Raw genomic sequence first — 19,097 nt, 5'->3', positions numbered from 1 at the left:
CGAGAAACCACGACGCACCCGTACCCGCCCAACGGGCCCCCGGCCCCCGAATTATTTGGCGCCCTCGTACTCCTCGAACCGCTCCGGATCCCGCGGCCCGAACAGCCCCGTCAACACGAGGTGCACCAGCAGCCCCGCCAACGGCCACGCCAGCAACGCCCCCTTCGCCGCCAGCTTCAGCGGCGCCGAGAACGTCACCCCCCGCCCCGCTTCCTTCGCCCGGGCCACCACATCCGTACCGGGCCCGAGCCACACCCCGAGCCGCCACGCCACGACCGCACCCAGCAGCCCACCCACGGCGAGCGCCGCGACCAGCGGCACGCCACCGCGCCGGCGCAGGAGGAACACGACGAGCGCGCTCACCGCGCCCATCCCCAGCGCGAGCAGCGTGAACGTTCCGTCGACGCCGACGGCCTGCTCTCCCTCGGTGTCCTTGAAGTAGACCGCCGACCCGTCGGAGACGAGCGGCACGTGCGGGGCGAGCCACCACCACAGCACTCCGAGCAGCACCCCGCCGACCAGCGTCATGACCACCGTGACGACGGCGGCCTCCAGCAGCTCTCTCCCCAGCCCGGGCCCGGACGGCTCCTCCGGCTCGTGCCACACGTGTCCCTCGCCGTGTCCGCCGGTGGGCGGCTGGGCCCAGGGGTCGGTCGGCGGCTGGTGGTGCGGCTGCGGCGGAGGCGAAGAAAACGGTGCGGTCACTCTGACATCGTGCCAGGCGCGGCTGTGCGGCGCGTCACCGGACGGCGGCCCTGCGGTACGCCCAGGTGGCGACGGCGAGCGAGACGACACCGACGCCCGCGCACACGGCCAGGTCGCCGAGGACGAACGCCCAGTCGGGGTGCGGCCCGAAGGTCCGCGCGAAGGCCTCGACGCCGTAGGTGGAGGGCAGCAGGTCGCGGGCGAACTGGATCACGGCGGGCATCCGGTCGGCCGGGAGCACGCCCAGCAGCAGCGCCGCCGACATGCCGAGCTGGCCGAGGACGGTGGCGAGTTCGGGGCGCGGGGCGAGCAGCCCCAGCGCGGCGCCGAGCCCGGCGAGGGCGGCCCCGGCGAGCGGGATCACCGCGGCGAGCACCCACAGGTGGGCCAGCGGCAGCCCGAACAGCACGCACCCGAACACCGCGGTGACCACGGTGCCCGGCACGGTGAACGACGCGTACGCGCCGGCGGCGCCGAGGACGACGGCGGCCGGCGGCACCGGCAGGGTCGCGTAGTGGTCGAGGCCGCCGCTGGAGCGCAGCTGCCCGAAGTACTGCGCCAGCAGGTTCAGCGCCACGAACGCGACGACGAGTACGGACGAACCGGCGACGACGGCCCGCGCCTCGGCCCCGCCGTCCACCACCCCGCGCATCAGGACCATGATCCCGATCGACTGGAAGGTCGCGACGAACAGCAGCGGGATCCGCGCGACCCGCGCCCGGGAGAGCTGCGCCCGGTACACGGCGGCGAGGGAGGGCCACAGCCGGGCGCGGGGCCCCAGCTCGGCGGCCTCCCGCTCCGCACGCTCCTCGACTGCCAGGGCACTGCCCGGCAGGGCCTCGGCGGGTACGACACTCACGTCGAGCTGCTCCTTCGCGCTTCGGCTGTCGCCCATTCTCGTACGGCTGCGGCAGCCCTGGCGTTCACGCCGGTACCGGCCGCCGTCCGGCCCATGCCCGCGCCCCTCACGCCTTGACCAGGCCCTGTGCGTGGCCCGCGCTGCCGCCGAGCGCCAGGTAGACGTCCTCCAGGCTCGGTGTGGCGAGCGTGAAGTCGTCGAGCGCGACGAAGGCGGCGCCGCCGGTGACGGTGGCCACCACCGCGCGCGCCTCCTCGGGGGCGAGCCGCAGTGTCCAGCGGCGCCCGGACTCCACGGCCCGGGGCAGCAGGGCGGCGACCTCGGGCACGTCCAGCGGGGCCCGCTCGCGCCACACCAGTTCGACGCGGACCTCGCCGGCGACCTTCTCCTTCAGCCCGGCCGGGCTGTCGCAGGCGATGACCCGCCCCTGGTCGAGGACGGCGACCCGGTCGAGGACGGTCTCGGCCTCGATGACGTTGTGGGTGACCAGCAGGACGGTGGTGCCGGACTCGGCGCGCCGCCGGTCGACGGCCGCCCACACGGACCGTCGGGCGACGGGGTCCATGCCGCTGGTCGGTTCGTCCAGCACGAGCAGGGGCCGCTCGCCGACCAGCGCGGTGGCGAAGCAGGCGAGCCGGCGCTGCCCTCCGGACAGTTTCTTCAGGGGCCGTGCGGCGAGGCCGCTCAGCCCGAGTTCGTCGAGGACGGCGTCCCGCTCGGCGCGGGCCCGCCGTACGTCGAGGCCGCGCAGCCGCCCGGTGGTCTCGGCGGCCAGCGCCACGGTCAGCTCGTCGAGCGCGGTCGACTCCTGGCCCAGGTAGGCGAGGATGCGCGCGGCCCGCTCCGGGTGGCGCACGATGTCGTGCCCGAGGATCTCGACGGTGCCGTCGTCGGGCCGCATGAGCCCGGTCAGCTGCCGTACGAGGGTGGTCTTTCCGGCGCCGTTGGGCCCGAGCAGTCCGAAGATCTCGCCGCGCCGGACCTCCAGTCCGACCGCGTCGTTGGCCCGTACCTCGGGGTTTCCCGGCGTCCCGCGCCGCCCCCGGGTCGCCGGATACGTCTTGGTGAGGCCCCGCACGGCACACACGACATCCCCGTCATGCCGAACCGCCTGTGCCGAACGCGTACTCACGAGGGACGAGCCTACGGGGTCCCGGGGACCGAATCGCCTCCGGGGCACCCCTCCCGGGGCGCGGGGAACCGCGCGACACGCCGCGGTGAGCCCGTCGCCGTCGGCGAACCCGCAGGCCCGGGCGGTGCCGCGGGCTCACTCCCCGGCCGGTGCGTGCTCCGCGGCCGTCCGCACATCGATCTCGCGCCAGAACCCGGCCCGGATGGCGTACCGGTCGTGCTCGTCGATCTGGTCGTCCTTGTGCGCGAGCAGCCCGAACCGCGCCGCGTACCGCAACAGCTCCCCGTCCACGCGGTGCGGCACCCGCGGGTACATCGCCGACAGTTTCTGCACATGGGACTGGTCGGTCAGCCGTGAGATCCACCGCCGGGCGAACACCTGTCCCACCTCGAAGGGGTCGCCGCCGACCGTGGTGATGTCCTCCTCGCGGTCGGCCCACCGCTGCTCCGCCGTGGTCAGCTGCGCCAGGGTCGGCATCACCGCCGCCTCCGGCGGCTCCGCCGTGACACCGGGCCGGTCCACCCACCCCTTGTCGGAGGACCAGCGCAGTGTGGCGGTCGCCGGGTGCTGCGCGGGGTGCGCGCCGGGTCCCCGCATGGCGGCGAGGTCCTTCGGCGTCGGTACGCCCTTGGCGGCGGGCACCCGCTCGGCGGCCCCGTTGCGTCCCGCGGGGGCCTGCTCGGGCTCGGGGGCCGTCCGCTCCGCCGCGGCGAGGGCGGACTCGGGCAGCGGCGCCGACAGGATCGCGGCGATCTCCGGGCGGGGCACGGGAGACGGCGCGCAGACCCCGCCGAGGTCCTTCGCCCGTACGGCCTTGGTGATCCACGCCCGGTCGAGGACGCGCCGCTCGTCGGCCTCGGCGACCAGGTCCTCGGACTGGTTGTAGTCCCCGTCGGCGGCCTGCACCGCCCACAGGTGCACGGCGACGCCGTGCTCCTTGGCCGCCATCATGCCCGGCAGGAGATCCCCGTCGCCGGTGACGAGGACCACGTCGGAGCAGGCCCGGTTGCGGGCCAGCTCGGTCAGCTCGGCATGCATGGCGGCGTCCACGCCCTTCTGCGCCCAGCGCCCGTCGCTGCGGGTCAGCGCGCCGAGCCGGACGGTCACCCGGGGCATCACGCGCAGCCTGCGGTGCTCGGGCTGCGGTACGCGGTCGGGGGCGCCGTCGAACCAGTAGATGCGCAGCAGGGGGCGTTCGGTGTCGGCCTCGGCGCGTTCGCGCAGGCCCTGGATGAGGGCCGTGTGGTCGACGGTGATGCGGGAGCGGGAGGGTTCCCCGGCGAGGAGGCTGGCGGCCGCGCCGAGCAGATACCCGGCGTCCACCAGGACGATGCAGCGGTCCACGCGATCCACCCTCTTTCCGGGAGGTGTGCTTAGGGCTTCCTTCGAGTCTGCCCGACCTCGCGGAGGTTAACGGCCGGAACTGGATCATCGGCGTGGCGTATTCGCCGGTCGCGCCGCGCATCGCACCGCAGGTGGCGACAACGGTCGTCACGGACGGTGATTCCCCGACATGCGCGGCGTGTCGGGCTATGTGAATCTGGTCGCGGCCCTGGCCCCTAGATCACCCACAGGAGGCAGATCACCATGGCCAAGAACAAGAAGCAGGACCGTAAGCAGCCCCAGTCCGAGCGTGGTCAGCAGGAGGTACAGCCGTCCTCCATGGAGTCGGGCGCCGACCAGCGTGTCGCCTCGGTGACCCCCGGCGACATGGCCCGCAAGGGCCGGCAGAAGCGCTTCGGCCACAACTGACATCCGTGTGACGGGCTGATCGCAGCCCCAAAGCACCGAGGGGCGCATCCGGAATTCCGGATGCGCCCCTCGCGCGATCACGCCCCTCGGTCCGCCGGACGGACTCAGCCGGCCAGGCAGGACGGGCCGAGCAGTACCTTCAGGTCGCCGAAGAGGGCCGGATCCGGCTTCACCCGGTGCCGGTCGAGGCGGAGCACCGTGGTCTTGGTGGGCCCCTGGAGCCGGATGCGCACCTCGCTCTCGCCCTTGTGGTGGGTGAGGATCTCGCCGAGCCGGCTGACCATGGGCGGGGTCACCCGGGTGGCGGGGATGGTGAGGATCACCGGCGCGTTGGTGCCCGCGTTGGACAGGTCGGGGACCTGGAGCTCCATCGCGACGAGCCGGGGGATGTCCTCGCGCTTGTCGAGGCGGCCCTTGACGAAGACGACGGCGTCCTCGACGAGTTGGGTCGAGACGAGCTGATAGGTCGCCGGGAAGAACATGCATTCGATGGAGCCGGCGAGGTCCTCGACGGTGGCGATGGCCCAGGCGTTGCCCTGCTTGGTCATCTTGCGCTGGAGGCCGGAGATGATGCCGCCGATGGTGACGACCGCGCCGTCCGCGTGCTCGCCGCCGGTGAGCTGGGCGATACCCGCGTCGGCCTTGTCGGACAGCACGTGCTCCAGGCCGAACAGCGGGTGGTCGGAGACATAGAGGCCCAGCATCTCCCGCTCCTGGGCGAGGAGGTAGGCCTTGTCCCACTCGTCGTCGGTGAACTGGACGTCGAGTCCGAAGCCGGGCTCGCTGCTCTGCTCCTCGCCCATGCCGCCGAAGAGGTCGAACTGCCCCTCGGCCTCCTTGCGCTTGACCGCCACCACGTTGTCGATCATGGGTTCGAACTGGGCGGTGAGGCCCTTGCGGGTGTGGCCGAGGGTGTCGAAGGCGCCGGCCTTGATCAGCGATTCCGTGGTGCGCTTGTTGCAGGCGGCGGCCTCGACCTTGTCCAGGTAGTCGGGGAAGGAGGCGTACTTCCCCTTGGCCTTGCGGGACCGGATGATCGCGTCGACCACGTTGGTGCCGACGTTGCGCACGGCCTCCAGGCCGAACAGGATCACGTCGTCGCCCTGGGCGGCGAAGTTGTGCACCGACTCGTTGACGTTCGGCGGGAGCACCTTGATGCCCATGCGCCGGCACTCGTTCAGATAGATCGCGGACTTGTCCTTGTCGTCCTTGACCGAGGTGAGGAGCGCGGCCATGTACTCGGCCGGGTGGTTCGCCTTGAGGTAGGCGGTCCAGTAGGAGACCAGTCCGTACGCGGCGGAGTGCGCCTTGTTGAAGGCGTAGCCGGCGAAGGGGACCAGCACGTCCCACAGGGCCTGGATGGCCTCGTCGCTGTAGCCGTTCTTCTGGGCGCCGGCCTGGAAGATGGTGAAGTTCTTCGCCAGCTCGTCGGGCTTCTTCTTGCCCATGACGCGGCGGAGGATGTCGGCCTCGCCGAGCGAGTAGCCGGCGATGATCTGGGCGGCCTTCTGCACCTGCTCCTGGTAGACGATGAGGCCGTAGGTGACGTCCAGGACCTCCTTGAGCGGCGCCTCCAGCTCGGGGTGGATCGGCGTGATCTCCTGCTGCCCGTTCTTGCGCAGCGCGTAGTTCGTGTGGGAGTTCATGCCCATCGGGCCCGGGCGGTACAGGGCCGACACGGCGGAGATGTCTTCGAAGTTGTCGGGCTTCATCAGGCGCAGCAGGGAGCGCATGGGGCCGCCGTCGAACTGGAAGACGCCGAGGGTGTCACCGCGCTGGAGCAGTTCGAAGGTCGTGGGGTCGTCCAGCGGCAGCGACAGCAGGTCGATGTCGATGCCCTTGTTGGACTTCACCATCTTGACGGCGTCGTCCATGATCGTCAGGTTGCGCAGGCCGAGGAAGTCCATCTTCAGCAGGCCGAGCGACTCGCAGCTCGGGTAGTCCCACTGGGTGATGGTCACGCCGTCGGTGTGCCTGACCCAGACGGGGACGTGCTCGGTGATGGTCTCGCTGGACATGATCACGCCGGCGGCGTGCACACCCATCTGCCGGACCAGGCCCTCCACACCGCGGGCGGTGTCGATGACCTTCTTCACATCGGGTTCGTTCTCGTACATCGACCGGACCTCACCCGCCTCCGAGTAGCGGGGGTGGGCGGGGTCGGTGATGCCGGAGAGCGGGATGCCCTTGCCGAGGACGTCGGCGGGCATGGCCTTGGTGATGCGGTCGCCCATCGCGTACGGGTAGCCCAGCACGCGCGCGGAGTCCTTGATGGCGTTCTTCGCCTTGATGGTGCCGTACGTGCCGATCATGGCGACCTTGTCGGCGCCGTACTTCTCGGTCACGTACCGGATCACCTCGACGCGCCTGCGCTCGTCGAAGTCGATGTCGACATCGGGCATCGAGATGCGCTCGGGGTTGAGGAACCGCTCGAAGATCAGGCCGTGCGGGATGGGGTCGAGGTCGGTGATGCCGAGGGCGTACGCGACGATCGAACCGGCCGCGGAGCCTCGGCCGGGGCCGACCGCGATGCCCTGCTTCTTGGCCCACATGATGAAGTCGGCGACCACGAGGAAGTAGCCCGGGAAGCCCATCGAGATGATGGTGTCCATCTCGTACTCGACCTGCTGCATGCGGTCGTCCGGGATGCCGTCCGGGAACCGGCGGTGCATGCCGCGCAGGGTCTCCTCGCGGAACCAGCTGACCTCCGTGTACCCCTCGGGGATGTCGAACTTCGGCATGAGGTTCTTGGCCTCGAACATGCCGGTGGTGTCGACCATCTCGGCGACCAGGAGGGTGTTGGCGCAGCCCTCCTGCCAGGCGTCCGAGGAGTCGATGGCGTACATCTCGTCCGTGGACTTCAGGTAGTAGCCGGTGCCGTCGAACTTGAAGCGGTCCGGGTCGGAGAGGTTCTTGCCGGTCTGGATGCACAGCAGGGCGTCGTGCGCGGTCGCCTCGTGGGCGTAGGTGTAGTGCGAGTCGTTGGTGACCAGCGGGGGGATGCCGAGCTTCTTGCCGATCTCCAGCAGGCCGTCGCGGACCCGGTGCTCGATCTCGATGCCGTGGTCCATCAGCTCCAGGAAGTACTTGTCCTTGCCGAAGATGTCCTGGTACTCGGCGGCCGCCTTCAGGGCCTCGTCGTACTGGCCGAGGCGCAGCCGGGTCTGCAGCTCACCGGAGGGGCAGCCGGTGGAGGCGACGATCCCGTCGGACCACTTGGCGATGGTCTCCTTGTCCATACGGGGCCACTTCTGCAGCCAGCCCTCGGCGTAGGCGTCCGAGGAGAGGCGGAAGATGTTGTGCAGACCCGTCGCGTTCACCGCCCACATCGTCTTGTGGGTGTAACCACCGGAACCGGAGACGTCGTCGCGCTTCTGGTGCGGCTGGCCCCACTGGATCTTCCGCTTGTTCCGCCGGGACTCGGGGGCGACATAGGCCTCGATGCCGATGATCGGGGTGATCCCGGCCTTCTTCGCGGTGTGGAAGAAGTCGTACGCGCCGTGGAGGTTGCCGTGGTCGGACATCGCGATGTGGGTCATGCCCATCTCGTTGCACGCGTTGAACATGTCCTTGAGCCGCGCGGCACCGTCCAGCAGCGAGTACTGGGTGTGGACGTGCAGGTGCGTGAACGGCGGCTTTGACACGGCTTCGGCCTCCAGGGAGAACTGCGGACGACAGGGCGACGACGGGTCCCCGACGGGCTGCGGACAGTCTGGGGGACAGCGTCGAAGTCTATGCCTCGGCACTGACACCGTGAGGGCTCTCCCCCGTACCTTTCGTGAAGGAGTCGCGGGCACTCCCGCGCACCCCCGGACGTTGCCCAGGGGACGGACCAGCCGTCCCATTCGTCATGTACCAGGAGGCACCCAGCGATGTCGGTTCCGCAGCTCAACGACGAGCGACGCGGCGAGGAGATCCTCGCCGTCTTCGACACCGCCTTCGGCCGGCTCCTGGCCGCCGACCCGGCCGCGTTCCGCGTGAAGTTCCGGAAGATGGCGGCCTCGGCCTTCGCGTTCTACCGGGGTACGGCGTGCCTCTTCTACCACGACCTGAGCGAGGCGACCTCCGGGTGGGGCGGCGGGGACGGGGACTCCGGTCCCTACCTGGACGAGCGCACCTCGCGCGTGTGGATCCACGGCGACCTGCACGCGGAGAACTTCGGCACGTACATGGACTCCACGGGCCGTCTGATCTTCAATGTGAACGACTTCGACGAGGCCTATGTCGGCCCCTTCACCTGGGACCTGAAGCGCTTCGCCGCCTCGGTGGCGCTCATCGGGTACGCGAAGGCTCTCGGCGACGAGCAGATCACGGAACTGGTGAACGTGTACGCGGCCGCCTACCGCGAGCGGATCCACGCGGTCGCGGCGGGCGCCAAGCGGGACGAGGTGCCGCCGTTCACCCTGGACACCGCGCAGGGCCCGCTGCTCGGGGCGCTGCGCGACGCGCGTTCGCTGACGCGTTTCGGGCTGCTCGACTCGATGACCGAGATCCGTGACTTCGAGCGCCGTTTCGCGCCCGGCGGCGGCTCCATCGAGCTGGACGCGGCCACGCGCTACAAGGTGCTGGCCGCCTTCGACGGCTACCTGGAGACGCTCCCGGAGTCCTCCCTGACCCGCCCCGACTCGTACCGGGTGAAGGACGTCGTGGGCCGCCGAGGCATCGGCATCGGCTCGGCGGGGCTGCCGTCGTACAACATCCTGCTGGAGGGCGCCACCGACGCCCTGGAGAACGATGTGGTGATCTACATCAAGCAGGCCCAGACCCCGGCCGTCTCCCGCCACATCACCGACGAGCGCATCCAGGACTACTTCCAGCACGAGGGCCACCGCACGGTGATCTCCCAGCGCGCCCTCCAGGCGCACGCCGACCCGTGGCTCGGCTGGACCGAACTGGACGGCGCGGGCCAGCTGGTCGCCGAGGTGTCGCCGTACGCGGTGGACCTGGACTGGGGCGACATCGACGACCCGGAGGAGATCGCGGCGGTCGTCGCCGACCTCGGCCGGGCCACGGCGACGATGCACGCGGCGGCGGACGACCTCTCCGGCCAGTCCCTGGTGCCGTTCTCCACGGAGCGGGCCATCGACGCGGCGATCGCCGCCGACGAGGCGGGCTTCGCGCCCCTGCTGGTGGACTTCGCCCACCGCTACGGCGCACGCGCGCGTACGGACCACCAGATCTTCGTGGACCTGTTCCGCAACGGCCGGATCCCGGGTCTGTGATCGGCCGGATCCCGCGCCTGTAAAGGAGTACACAGGCGTCCTTTAGGGCTCCCTTACGGGGGTCCGTGGGACACTCTCCAGCGGTATGGACATATCCGGGACGCATCTCAGAGCCGTGCGCGCGGCGCTGTTCACGGCACTCGTCGTGACTCTCAGCACCGCGTCGCACGTCCTGCTGTCCCGGGCCCCGCTGCCGCTGGTCGGCGTGGCCGCGATCACCGCCGCCGTCTATGTCGTCGCGTACGCGCTGGCGGGCCGCCGTGAGCGTGGCTTCGGACGGATCGCCGCCGTGCTGATCCCGCTGGAGCTGGCGGCGGACACGGTGTTCACGACGGGCCAGCACGCCTGTTACGGCGAGGCGGGCGGCCCGGTCACGGGTCCGCTGCGCCAGGTCGGTCTGGACGTGCTGTGCGGTGGCGCCGTCGGCGCCCCGCTGGCGCGCGTCACCGGTGACTCCGACCAGGTGGCCGCGCTGCTGTCGGGCGCGGGACCGGCCGCCGCCTGGCTGCTGCTCGCCGCGCACATCGGTGTGGGTCTGCTGGCCGCCGCCTGGCTGCGCCGCGGCGAGCGGGCGCTGGCCCAACTCCTCGGCGCCGCCGTCGCCGCGGGTTTCCGGCCCCTGCTCCTCGCGGTCGCCGCGCTCACGCCGCGGTGCGCCCCGGCGAAGCAGCGGCCGACGCGCACCGCGCACCGCGGGTCCACCGCCCGCACCCTTCTCCTCGCCCACTCCCTGGGGCGGCGCGGACCGCCGTGCTCGGTCACCTTCGCGTGACCCCTCCGGGCGTTCGGTGAGCCACGGGCTCCCGAGCGCCGCCGAGCACGAGCAGTCCATCCACGTATCCCGCACACCCATGTGTGCGCGTTTTCCAGGGAGTTCACCCACATGAGCAAGCGGAACAGCCAGACGGCGAAGTCGGCGGCGCGCGAGCGGCTGCGCCTGGAGCGCGAGCGTCAGGCCAAGCGCGCGAAGGTCAGGCGGCAGGCGATCGTGGCGGCCTCGGTGGTCGCGGTCCTCGCGGCGGCCGGCGGTATCGGGTACGCCGTCGTGCAGACCGGCAAGCCCACCACGTGGGAGGCCGCCGCCGACGCCACGGTGGTCAAGCCCGCCAACACCTCGGGCGAGAACGGCGCCACCGTCGTGATCGGCGACTCCAAGACCGACAACGTGGTCCACCTGTACGAGGACCCGCGCTGCCCCGCCTGCGCCCAGTTCGAGCAGTCGGTCGGTGAGACGGTCGACAAGGGCATGGAGGACGGCGACTACAAGCTGTCCTTCACCCTCGGCACCTTCCTCGACGACAGGCTCAGCGGCGAGGGCTCGAAGAACGCGCTGAGCGCGCTGGGCGCCGCCCTGGACGTCAGCCCCGAGGCGTTCCTCGACTACAAGGCCGCGCTGTACTCCGCGAAGTACCACCCGGAGGAGACGACCGACAAGTTCGCCGACGACAGCTACCTGATCAAGGTGGCGAACACGGTGGACGCGCTGAAGAACAACAAGAAGTTCCAGGACGCCGTGGAGAAGGGCACCTACGACGCCTGGGCGATGAGGATGAGCAAGTCCTTCGACGACGCCGAGGGCGTCCAGTCGACCCCCACCATCAAGATCAACGACAAGACGGTCGGCAACCCGTCCTCGGTCGCCGACTGGGAGAAGTCCCTCAAGGACGCGGGCGTCACCAAGTAACGCCGGCGCCCGCGCCGTTCGCCGTGGGGCGGGCGGGTGTTCCCGGAGGCCGCCAGGAACACCCGCCCGCACGGCCCGCCCGCGGCACGGGGCCGGCGGAGGCCGGCCGCGCTACGGGGCGATGTACGGCTTGACGCGCTTGCGGTAGTCCTCGGGGCGCACCTCGTTGTAGTACTTGTCCGCGTCCTCGCCCTTCGAGGTGAGGATGTAGTACGGGCACTCGTCGGACTCGGCCTTGCCGGTGTACGCGTACTGCTCCTTGCCGGTGCGTGCCTCGACCACCCGCAGCCGGTACGTGGTGTTGTACGTCTTGATCTTCAGCGGCTTGCCGTCGGCCTCCATGTCGCACACCTTGCCGGTCGCGGTGGCCTTGGTGCGCTCGACGCAGACGACCAGTTCGGCCTTCTCCGGCTTGTCCATGTAGTCCAGGAACCAGCCCTTGGGGAAGTCGCCGTCGGAGGGCACGCTGCTCGTCCAGCCGTCGTCGTCGCCGTCGCTCCGCATGAGCTGCGCCGGGTGCACGGACTTCTTCGCGCGGTCGTAGGCCGGCAGCCCCTTGAAGCCGAGCCCGTCGGAGCAGACCCGTTCCAGGTCCTGGGTGGTCACCGGCACCTCGGGCGTGTCCGCCGCGGCCCCGCCCGACGACGACCCGCCGCCGGTGCCCGCGCCCGTGGACCCGGTGGACGACGAACACCCGCACAGGGCCACGCCCAGCACCCCGGCGACGGCCCACATCCGGGCACCCTGCATGACGACCTCCCAGCACGACGGATGAAGCGGCAGGCAGGGCATGTCCCCCCAGGCCATGCCCTGTCCCCCTGCCCTGCCGGTAGAAAGCGTGCCCCGGCGCCGGGCCCCCGGCCATCGGGGAAGATCCCCCATATAGTTGTGCGGCCCCTGTGAACACGGGTACTAACCTGTACGCCTCGAAGGCGTATTCGACGCGGCGCAGGGAGCCTTGAGGTGTCGTCGTTCTCATCACTGTCGGCGCCCGCGCTGGTCGGCAGGGAGGCGGAGCGGGACCTTCTGAGCGCCGCCGTACGGGCGGCCCGCGAGGGGCGGGGCGCGTCGGTGTTCGTGCTCGGCGAGCCCGGCATCGGGAAGTCCCGGCTCGTCGAGGAGGCCGCGTCCGCCGCGGCGCACGCCGGAGCACGCGTACTGCGCGGGCGGGCGGCGTCCGCCGGGCGCGCCGTGCCGCTGCGCCCGCTCGCGGAGGCCGTGTTCTCCGCACTGCGCGGGGAGGGCGCGCCCTCGGACGGTGACCTCGGCCTCTACGAACCCCTGCTGTCCCGGCTGTGCGGACTCGCGCCGGAGGACGGGGCGCCCCTGGTCGGGTACGCCGAGGCGGTGTTGAGGCTCCTGGCGGTACTGGGCCGTGACGGTGGCTGTGTGCTGGTGCTGGAGGACCTGCACGACGCGGACGCCGACACCCTCGCCATCGTCGACTATCTGGCCGACAACCTCACCGGCCAACGGGCCGTCCTGCTGGCCACGTTGCGCGGCGAGCCCGGCCCCGCCCTCGACCTGGTCGAGGCCGCTGCGTCCCGCCGCACCGCCCGCTCGCTGCGGCTCACCCGTCTCGGGCCCGCCGGCACCGCCGAGCTGGCCGCCCGCTGTCTCGGCCACGGCGACGCCGACGAGGTGCCCGCGGCCGTGCTGGAGCGGCTGCACGCCGTCTCCGAGGGCGTCCCGTTCGTGGTGGAGGAACTCCTGCGGGCCATGGTCGACGGCGGCAGCCTCGTCCGGGACGGCGCCTCCGGCTGGAAGGTCACCGGTTCCCTCGACGCCGGGGTCCCCGCGACCGTCGCCGCCGCCGTCCTGCAACGCGTGGACCGGCTGGCGGCGCCCGGTGTGGCCCTCCTGGAGGCGGCGGCGGTCCTCGGCAGACGGTTCCCGGTGGACATCGCGGCCCGTGTCGCCGGCCTCGACCGCGCCACCGCCCTCACCCACCTCCGCCACGCGGCCCACGCCGACCTGGTCTCCGGCGGCTCCCCGGCGGGCGAGCCCGGCTGGCACGCCTTCCGCCACGCCCTGACCGCCGACGCCATCGCCCACCGCCTCCTCCCGACCGAACGAGCCGCCCTCTGCCTCGCCGCCGCCGACGCGATCGAGTGGGTGCGGGGTGCGGCGGGACGGCTGCCGGGGGCTTCGGAGCGCACGGAGGACGAGGGCCCGCGGTACGAGGACACGCGGTACGAGGACCCGCGGTACGAGGGCACAGAGCACGAGGGCGCACGGCACGAGGGCCCGGAGGACGAGGACACCCGACACGCCGGAACACGACACGAGAGCGCACGACACGCCGGGACGCGGCACGAGGACGCACGGCACGCCCGGACGCGGCACGAAGACGCACGCCACACCGGGGCGCGGCACGAAGGCGTCCCGCACGAGCCCCACGGGCTCATCGGTGGGGAGGCCGGGGACGATCTCGACCGGCTGGCCGCCGAGTTGTGTGTCGCCGGTGGCCGGCGGGCACGGGCGGCCGTCCTGCTCACCCGGGCCGGGCGGCAGGCCGTCGCGCGCGGCGCGCTGCTGACCGCGGTGGAACTCCTGGACCGGGGCCTGGAGCTGACCTCGGGTGGCCCGGACACCCCGCCGGAGGCCGTGGCCGGGCTGTTGGAGGAACTGCTCCGCACCCTGGTCCTCACCGGTGACGTCCGGCGCGTACCGGAGCTCGGGGACCGGCTGGACGACGTACTGACCGCGTCGGGCGCGCCGAACACCCGGCGGGTGGCGGGCTTCGTGACCCGGGCCAGGGCCGCGGCCACGGCACAGCAGTGGGAGGAGGGCCTGGCCACCGTACGGCGGGCGAGGGAACTGCTCGGCGACGACCCGGACCCTGGTTCGCGCGCATCCCTGGACGCGGTCGCCGCCCACCTGGTCCTCAACTCGCGGCGCCCGGACCGGCTGGAGTCCGCCCGGGCTCTCGCCGAGGGTGCCGTCGCCACCGCCGAGGCGGTCGGGCTGCCGGAGGTGAGCTGCAAGGCGCTGAACATGCTCGGTTACTGTCTGCGGCCCCAGAGCCTCGCCGAGGCGGAGGAGACGTTCGCCCGTCTGGTGGCGACGGCCGAGGCCCACGCCCTGCCGGTGTGGCGCATCCGCGGTCTGCTGGAACTCGGTGTGCTCGACCGGCTCCGGTTCACCGGCACGGACCGTCTGACGGCCGCGCGGCGGGCGGCCGAGGAGACCGGCGCGACCCTCATGACGGCCTGGGCCGACATGCATCTGACGCTCGCCCATGTGCTGCGCGACGAACAGGACCGGGCGGTGGAGTCCGCCCGGCGGCTGCGGGAGACGGCCCGGCGGCTGCGGCTGCGCGAGGTGGAGCTGATCGGGGTGGGCGTGGACGGCGTCGTCGCCGCCGCGCTCGGTGAACGCGAGCGTCTCCAGAGCGCCCTGGACGCCCTGCGGAACGCGCTGGCCGGCCGGAGCGCGGGGGCGGTCTGGGGCTACGACACCTCCGTGTGGGGCTGGGCCCAGGGCATCTGCTCCCTGATGCGGGAGGAACACGACCGGGCGCTGGCCGAGTTCACGGAGGCGGACCACGTCATGCGGGCGCTGCCCAGCACCCGCGGGGTCGGCGGCTTCCTGGGGCCGTATCTGCTGCTGCGCACGCTGAAGGGCACGGTCGGCTGGGCGGAACTGGAGGGTCCCGGCACGGACCGGCTCGCCCAGGTCCACTGGGACCGGCCCTTCGTCGGCTGGTCCCGCGCCGTGCTGCTGGGCCGTGAGGGCCGGGCCGCCGAGGCCGCGAAGTCCGCGGAGGAGGCCCTGGTCGGGACCGAGTCCATTCCCCTCGCCGCCCACCTGTGTCTGCGTCTGGGCGCCGGGGCGGCCCTCGCCGACGGCTGGGGCCGGCCGGTCGAATGGCTGCGCTCCGCCGAGCAGTTCTTCCACGACCGGGGTACCACCCGCGTCTCGGCGGCGTGCCGCGCGCTGCTGCGTGACGCGGGCTCCGCCGTGCCCCGGCGCCGCCAGGGCCACGACACCATCCCGGCGGAACTGCGGCGGACGGGGGTGACCGCCCGGGAGTACGAGGTGCTCCGGCTGCTCGGCCGCCGCTTCGGCAATCAGGAGATCGCCGAGCATCTCTTCCTCTCCCCGCGCACCGTCGAGAAGCACCTGGCGAGCCTGCGCAACCGCACCGGTTGCGCCGACCGAGCCGCGCTGATCGCCCTGGCCCGCAGGTACGCCGACGGACGGTGACCGGGCAGACCTTCGACCAACAGGGCACCGCGATCTGAACATTGGGCGGATTTCACGTCATACGCCTTACCCAAACGGCTACTGATCAGTAATCTCATCCGCCGTGACCAGTCGCAGATCTCACTCCAACTCCGGTGTCCCCACTGACCCCAGAGGCATGTCGCCCGCTCAGCCGGGTCTCTCCTCCTCCGCCCCGCGCCGCCGTACGGTCGTCAAGGCGGCCGCCGCGGGCGCGGTCCTCGCGGCCCCGCTGACCGCCGCGTTCCCCGCGAGCGCCGCCGACTCCCCCGCGTTCCTGCACGGTGTCGCCTCCGGCGATCCGCTGCCCGACGGTGTCCTGTTGTGGACCCGCGTGACACCCACCCCGGAGGCCATACCCGGCTCCGGCCTCGGCCCGGACGTCGAGGTCGGCTGGATCGTCGCCCGGGACAAGGCGTTCACGACGGTCGTGGCCAAGGGCTCGGTCACCGCGACCGCCGACTCCGACCACACCGTGAAGGCGGACGTCCGCGGTCTCGCCCCGGCCACCGACTACTGGTTCCGCTTCTCGGCCGGCGGCACGGACTCGCCCGCCGCCCGCACCCGTACGGCACCCGCCGCCGACGCCGCCCCGGCGGGGCTGCGCTTCGGCGTGGTCTCCTGCGCCAACTGGGAGGGCGGCCACTTCGCGGCCTACCGCCATCTGGCCGCCCGCGGCGACCTGGACGCCTGGATCCACCTGGGCGACTACATCTACGAGTACGGCACCGGGCAGTACGCCACCCGCGGCAAGGTCGTCCGACCGCACGCGCCGACCCACGAGATCGTCTCCCTCGCCGACTACCGGGTCCGGCACGCCCGTTACAAGACGGACCCGGACCTCCAGGCCCTGCACGCGGTCGCGCCGGTCATCGCCATCTGGGACGACCACGAGATCGCCAACGACGCCTGGTCGGGCGGCGCCGAGAACCACACCGAGGGCACGGAGGGCTCCTGGGCGGCCCGTCAGTCGGCGGCCAAGCGGGCGTACTTCGAGTGGATGCCGGTGCGTCCGGCGATCGCCGGCACCACCTACCGGCGGCTGCGCTTCGGCAAGCTCGCCGACCTCTCGCTGCTCGACCTGCGCTCCTACCGCTCCCAGCAGGTGGGCGTCGGCAACGGCGAGGTCGACGACCCGAACCGTACGCTGACAGGCCGGGCCCAACTCGACTGGCTGAAGACGGGGCTGAAGTCCTCCGACACGACCTGGCGGCTGGTCGGCAACTCGGTGATGATCGCCCCGTTCGCGCTCGGCAACCTCACCGCCGATCTGCTGGGACCGCTGACGGAGCTGCTCGGTCTGCCGAAGGAGGGTCTCGCCCTCAACCCCGACCAGTGGGACGGCTACACCGACGACCGCCGTGAACTCCTCGCCCACCTGCGGGAGAACGCCATCCGCAACACGGTCTTCCTCACCGGCGACATCCATATGGCCTGGGCCAACGACGTGCCGGTCAACGCCGGTACGTACCCGCTGTCGGCGTCCGCGGCCACGGAGTTCGTCGTCACCTCGGTGACCTCGGACAACCTCGACGACCTCGTGAAGGTCCCCGAGGGCACCGTCTCCGCGGTGGCCTCCCCCCTGATCCGCGCCGCCAACCGGCATGTCCACTGGGTCGACACCGACCGGCACGGCTACGGCGTCCTCGACATCACCGCCGCGCGGGCGCAGATGGACTTCTACGTCCTGTCCGACCGGACGAAGCCCGACGCGAGGTCGTCGTGGGCGCGCTCGTACCGGACGCGGAGCGGGACGCAGAAGGTGGAGCGGACGTACGACCCGGTGTAGCCGGTGTAGTCCGCCCCCACCCTGGGGCCCGGAGGCGCGCTCCGGCCGTCAGAGGGTTTCGAGGAAGCCGAGCGCCACACGCCAGGTGGCCTCGGCGGCCTCCTCGTCGTAGTCGGGCAGGTCGGAGTCGGTGTACAGGTGCCCTGCGCCGGCGTAGCGGTAGACCTCCACGTCGGCGCCGGCCTTGCGCATCTGCAGGTACCAGGCGCTCAGCCAGTCGTCCGTCTCGAACGCGTCCGGCTCGGCGACGTGGAGTTGCACGGGCAGGCTGTCGACGGACGCGGTGGCCGCGATGTCCGACGTGCCGTGCAGGAGCAGCAGCCCGCGGGCCTTCGCGTCGCCCAGGGCCAGGGTCTGCGCGGCGGCCGCGCCGAGGGAGAACCCGGCGTAGACGAGCCCTCGCTCCGAGTAGGGCGCGGCGGCCAGGACGGCCCGCTTGAGCAGCTCCTCCTTGCCCAGCTCCTCGTTGAAGGCCATGCCCTCCTCGACCGTGTCGAAGGTCCGTCCGTCGAAGAGGTCGGGGGTCCACACCTCGTGCCCGGCGGCCCGCAACCGGTCCGCCGCCCGGTGAACCGCAGGTCGCAGGCCGTAGGTCGAGTGGAACAGCATGATGTTCATGGGGCCATGGTGCCAGCCGGGTACGACAGCGGCTCGCGGCCCCGTACCCCGAGCGCGGCCGAAGTCACATGTTCATGACCCGCGAGGGCGGTTACGTTCGAAGGCATGGAGAACCTACTCCGCCCACTGATCGTCATCGGTGGTTCGGTCGTCCTGACGCTCGTCATCGGCTGGACCACCGACCTCCTGCTGCGCAAGGCGGACCAGCGGCACCACGAGACACCTCTGTGGGGCCTGCTGCGCCGCGGCCGCATCCCCTACCAGCTGGTCCTGTGCGCGGCCTTCCTCAGAGCGACGTACGACGAGGCGCAACTGCTGGAGCAGCACCGGACCACGATCGGCCGTGCCCTGACGCTGGTGCTGATCGGCGCCACGGCCTGGCTGGTGATCCGTATCGCGGCGGCGGTGGTGGAGACCTCGTACAGCAGGTACGCCCGCGTTCACCGTGACCCGGCCCGGGTGCGCCGGGTGCGGACCCAGGTGACGCTCATCATGCGGGTGGTCTCCGCGATCGTCGGTGTGGTCGCCGCCGCGGCCATGCTGCTGGCCTCGGCGGGCCTGCTGGGCATCGTCGCCGGTATCGCCGCGCAGTCCACGCTGAGCAACCTGTTCGCGGGGCTTCAGATCGCCTTCGGCGACATGGTCCGCCTCGGGGACGTGGTCGTCGTGGAGGGCGAGTGGGGGACGGTCGACGAGATCACCCTCACCTTCCTGACCGTGCGGACCTGGGACGAGCGCCGGATCACGATGCCCGTGTCGTACTTCACCTCGAAGCCCTTCGAGAACTGGTCGCGCGGCGGCGCCCAGATGACCGGCACGGTCTTCCTGCACGTCGACCACGCCGCTCCGCTGCCCGCGATGCGGGAGAAGCTCCGCGACATCCTGCGGGAGTGCCCGGCGTGGGACGGCCGCCACTACGACCTGACCGTCACCGACTCGACGCCGTCGACGATGGAGGTCCGCGCCCTGGTCACCGCCAAGGACCCGGACGACCTGTGGACGGTCCGCGTCACGGTCCGCGAACAGCTGGTCCGCTGGCTGACGGAGACCCATCCGTACGCCCTCCCGAGGGTCAACACGGCCGACGCGGTCCTGCCGCCGACCCACCC

General features: G+C 71.8%; 14 protein-coding genes. 7 read left to right on the top strand and 7 right to left on the bottom strand.

Features of this window, described 5'->3' with window-relative positions:
- Positions 1-51: 51 nt before the first annotated feature.
- The 4 genes from AOK23_RS05375 to AOK23_RS05360 all read right to left on the bottom strand — a co-directional run bounded on the left by AOK23_RS05375 (position 52) and on the right by AOK23_RS05360 (position 4,040).
- Positions 52-705 (bottom strand): hypothetical protein, encoded by a 654-nt coding sequence (locus AOK23_RS05375; protein WP_055711594.1) that lies wholly within the window; start codon positions 703-705, stop codon positions 52-54.
- Positions 706-739: 34 nt separating this feature from the next.
- Positions 740-1,564, bottom strand: coding sequence for an ABC transporter permease (locus AOK23_RS05370; RefSeq protein ID WP_055711597.1), 825 nt, complete (start codon positions 1,562-1,564; stop codon positions 740-742).
- 106 nt (positions 1,565-1,670) lie between these two features.
- Positions 1,671-2,696 (bottom strand): ABC transporter ATP-binding protein, encoded by a 1,026-nt coding sequence (locus AOK23_RS05365; RefSeq protein ID WP_079049306.1) that lies wholly within the window; start codon positions 2,694-2,696, stop codon positions 1,671-1,673.
- A gap of 135 nt (positions 2,697-2,831) precedes the next feature.
- Positions 2,832-4,040: an NYN domain-containing protein gene (locus AOK23_RS05360; protein WP_055711596.1), complete on the bottom strand. Its 1,209-nt coding sequence runs from the start codon at positions 4,038-4,040 to the stop codon at positions 2,832-2,834.
- A 243-nt stretch (positions 4,041-4,283) separates the two neighbouring features.
- On the opposite strand from AOK23_RS05360, the gene AOK23_RS48355 reads away from it, so the two are divergent.
- A complete protein-coding gene (locus tag AOK23_RS48355; RefSeq protein WP_099968903.1) occupies positions 4,284-4,448 on the top strand; it encodes a hypothetical protein in 165 nt (54 codons plus the stop codon).
- Positions 4,449-4,552: 104 nt separating this feature from the next.
- On the opposite strand, the gene dnaE is transcribed toward AOK23_RS48355, so the two are convergent.
- On the bottom strand, positions 4,553-8,092 hold the full coding sequence (gene dnaE / locus AOK23_RS05355; protein WP_055711592.1) for a DNA polymerase III subunit alpha: 3,540 nt from the start codon (positions 8,090-8,092) through the stop codon (positions 4,553-4,555).
- A gap of 228 nt (positions 8,093-8,320) precedes the next feature.
- On the opposite strand from dnaE, the gene AOK23_RS05350 reads away from it, so the two are divergent.
- The 3 genes from AOK23_RS05350 to AOK23_RS05340 all read left to right on the top strand — a co-directional run bounded on the left by AOK23_RS05350 (position 8,321) and on the right by AOK23_RS05340 (position 11,354).
- Entirely contained in the window at positions 8,321-9,670 is a 1,350-nt protein-coding gene (locus AOK23_RS05350) for a DUF2252 domain-containing protein (RefSeq protein ID WP_055711591.1), read from the top strand.
- An 85-nt stretch (positions 9,671-9,755) separates the two neighbouring features.
- Positions 9,756-10,442: a hypothetical protein gene (locus AOK23_RS05345; protein WP_055711590.1), complete on the top strand. Its 687-nt coding sequence runs from the start codon at positions 9,756-9,758 to the stop codon at positions 10,440-10,442.
- Between the two features lie 111 nt (positions 10,443-10,553).
- Positions 10,554-11,354 carry a DsbA family protein gene (locus tag AOK23_RS05340; protein WP_055711589.1) on the top strand — a complete coding sequence of 267 codons (801 nt, stop codon included), beginning with the start codon at positions 10,554-10,556 and terminating at the stop codon, positions 11,352-11,354.
- Positions 11,355-11,465: 111 nt separating this feature from the next.
- Here AOK23_RS05340 and AOK23_RS05335 read toward each other — a convergent pair whose 3' ends face one another.
- Positions 11,466-12,104, bottom strand: a complete 639-nt coding sequence (locus tag AOK23_RS05335) for a hypothetical protein (RefSeq protein WP_055711595.1) — start codon at positions 12,102-12,104, stop codon at positions 11,466-11,468.
- Positions 12,105-12,317: 213 nt separating this feature from the next.
- Between AOK23_RS05335 and AOK23_RS05330 the strand changes: the two genes are divergently transcribed.
- On the top strand, positions 12,318-15,563 hold the full coding sequence (locus tag AOK23_RS05330) for a helix-turn-helix transcriptional regulator (RefSeq protein WP_240496259.1): 3,246 nt from the start codon (positions 12,318-12,320) through the stop codon (positions 15,561-15,563).
- 157 nt (positions 15,564-15,720) lie between these two features.
- Positions 15,721-17,370 carry an alkaline phosphatase D family protein gene (locus tag AOK23_RS05325; RefSeq protein WP_055711587.1) on the top strand — a complete coding sequence of 550 codons (1,650 nt, stop codon included), beginning with the start codon at positions 15,721-15,723 and terminating at the stop codon, positions 17,368-17,370.
- A gap of 48 nt (positions 17,371-17,418) precedes the next feature.
- Here the strand turns inward: AOK23_RS05325 and AOK23_RS05320 are convergent, their stop codons facing one another.
- On the bottom strand, positions 17,419-17,988 hold the full coding sequence (locus tag AOK23_RS05320) for a dienelactone hydrolase family protein (RefSeq protein WP_055711586.1): 570 nt from the start codon (positions 17,986-17,988) through the stop codon (positions 17,419-17,421).
- Positions 17,989-18,093: 105 nt separating this feature from the next.
- On the opposite strand from AOK23_RS05320, the gene AOK23_RS05315 reads away from it, so the two are divergent.
- The coding region (locus AOK23_RS05315) for a mechanosensitive ion channel family protein (RefSeq protein WP_055711585.1) at positions 18,094-19,097 on the top strand (1,004 nt) is incomplete at its 3' end.

Source organism: Streptomyces torulosus (assembly GCF_001419765.1).
Lineage (GTDB): Bacteria > Actinomycetota > Actinomycetes > Streptomycetales > Streptomycetaceae > Streptomyces > Streptomyces torulosus.
The sequence above is the reverse complement of the archived record's forward strand: the minus strand, read 5'-3'. Positions and strand labels throughout refer to the sequence as shown.

Coding starts and splice junctions, on each gene's coding strand:
- AOK23_RS48355 (WP_099968903.1), top strand. CDS start 4,284: ATGGCCAAGAACAAGAAGCAGGACCGTAAGCAGCCCCAGTCCGAGCGT.
- AOK23_RS05350 (WP_055711591.1), top strand. CDS start 8,321: ATGTCGGTTCCGCAGCTCAACGACGAGCGACGCGGCGAGGAGATCCTC.
- AOK23_RS05345 (WP_055711590.1), top strand. CDS start 9,756: ATGGACATATCCGGGACGCATCTCAGAGCCGTGCGCGCGGCGCTGTTC.
- AOK23_RS05325 (WP_055711587.1), top strand. CDS start 15,721: ATGTCGCCCGCTCAGCCGGGTCTCTCCTCCTCCGCCCCGCGCCGCCGT.
- AOK23_RS05340 (WP_055711589.1), top strand. CDS start 10,554: ATGAGCAAGCGGAACAGCCAGACGGCGAAGTCGGCGGCGCGCGAGCGG.
- AOK23_RS05335 (WP_055711595.1), bottom strand. CDS start 12,104: ATGCAGGGTGCCCGGATGTGGGCCGTCGCCGGGGTGCTGGGCGTGGCC.
- AOK23_RS05320 (WP_055711586.1), bottom strand. CDS start 17,988: ATGAACATCATGCTGTTCCACTCGACCTACGGCCTGCGACCTGCGGTT.